Source organism: Rhodococcus sp. 14-2470-1b, from assembly GCF_002259415.1.
Lineage (GTDB): Bacteria > Actinomycetota > Actinomycetes > Mycobacteriales > Mycobacteriaceae > Rhodococcoides.
Genome location: NZ_NPFY01000053.1, coordinates 1 through 1923, shown reverse-complemented (window position 1 = coordinate 1923; position 1923 = coordinate 1). Strand labels below are relative to the sequence as shown.

Below are 1923 nucleotides of genomic sequence, written 5' to 3'. Positions count from 1 at the left end.
GTAGGCGCGGAGCAGTGTGGCGATCAGGGGCGGGGTGGACCAGCCGTCGGTGATGGCGTGGTGGATGGTCAGGATGAGGGTGTGCTGGTCGGCTGCGGTGGTGACGGCGGTGACACGCATCAACGGCGCGTCAGCCAGAACGAACCCGGTTTCCCGGTTCCGCGCCACGGCTTTGTCCACGGCATCTGCATCTCCAATGCCATTCACTGCGGTGAGTTCGATCGTCGCGTGAGTGGGGATGACGGCGACGTAGTCGCCGTTCGCGGCGGGTGTGATCGCCGCTTTGAGGTTGGGATAGATCTCGGTCAACGTTCGCAGGGCTCTGTAGAGCCGTTCGTTGTCGAGCGTTCCGGTGACGTGGACCAGCGTGTGCGTGAGATACAGGTCCACGCTGGCGCTGTCACCGAGGAGTGATTCGAAGACCATGCCGTGTTGCAGTGGCGTCAGGGGCTGGACGTCGGCGATGTCGCCGTAGCGGTGGTCCCAGGTGGTGAGGTCGCCGTAAGTCGTACCGCTGGCGGTGAAGTCGGTGAGGGAACGGCGCACGCGCCCTGCACCCACGCCGCTGGCGTACGTGACAAGAGTCTGTAGCGCGGTGGTCCAGAGTTGGACGAGTTCGCGCGCCTGTTCGCTGGTCAAGATGTCCTGGGCATAGGCGAAGGATCCGTCGAACATGGGCTCGCCATCGCTACCAGTGAGAACCGCGATATTGATATCCACCACTGCTGCAGCGGGCGAGTTTTTCGGCAGGTGCGCGCGAATTCCGGGGCACTCCGGCGAATTGGACCATGGTTTGGCGGTGACGGCACTGAAGTTGCCGAGGTAGTTGAGCGCGAGGTCGGGGGTGGTGGTGGGTAGGGCGGTGTCGGGATGGAGGTGGGTGAGTATGCCGTAGCCGATGCCGCGGTCCGGGACGCGTGCGAGTGTGTCTTTGATGCGTAGTACGGCGTCGGCGGCGAGGGTGGGGTCGGTGATGGTGTGGTGGGGGTCGAGGTCGGTGAGGTCGGCGAGGATCGGGTACCAGGTGGTGAACCAGCCGATCGAGCGTGAGAGGTCGGCGCCGAGGACGACTGTTTCTTGGCGGCCGTGGCCTTCCATGCCGATGGTGACCGGCCGTGGCTCGAGGTGGTGGCGTGCGCGCCAGGTGCCGGTGGCGATGGTGACTGCGGTGAGGAGGATGTCTTCGACGCTGGCGGAGAGTGCGGCGGTGACGTTGTTGATCAGGGGCCCGGCCGGGATTTTCACGTCGATAGTTGTGACGGCGGCCTGGGTGTGGCGCTCCTGGTCGATTCCGGTCTCGCCGAACAGCGGGACGACCGCGTTCACCACCGTGCTCCAATGACCCAGTTGCTCGGTGACATCCTGCTCGGTCAGTGCGTGCGTCCAGGTGGTGATGGAGGTTCCGGCGGGGAGCAGGTCGGTGTCGGTGGCGCCGGTGTCGAGTGCCCAGGCGTGTGCGAGGTCGTCTTGAAGGATGCGCCAGGAGACTCCGTCGACGGCGAGGTGGTGGATGACCATGACGAGGCGGCCGGTGGTGTCACCGAAGTCGGTGTCGTTGGGCTTGGTGTCACCGGAGTGGGTGCACCACAGGGCGCGCCACAAAATCCCGTTCGCCGGATCGAGTTGCTCGGAGAGCCGTGTCGTCTCCGCAGTGACGTACGCAGGCCAGCGCGGTCCGGACCAACCGTCGGTGAATTCGGTGGTGTCGAGTCGGGTGGTGACCTCAATCGGGGTGGCGGCGCCGGTGAAGTGTGGTGCGCCGGAGTTGTCGATGTCGAGGCGGCCCTGCAGGGTCGGGTGATGTCCGATGACGCGGGTGAGGATTCGGTGGAGGGTGTCGGTGGTGAGGTCGGGTGGGGTGGTGAAGACGAAGGATTGGGTGAAGTGGTCGAAGCCGGGTCGGTCTACGTAGCGGGCGGCGAT

Annotated in this window: 1 protein-coding gene; it reads right to left on the bottom strand. The window is 65.4% G+C overall.

Features of this window, described 5'->3' with window-relative positions:
* The coding region (locus CH293_RS27620) for a condensation domain-containing protein (RefSeq protein ID WP_255123018.1) at positions 1-1923 on the bottom strand (1923 nt) is incomplete at both ends.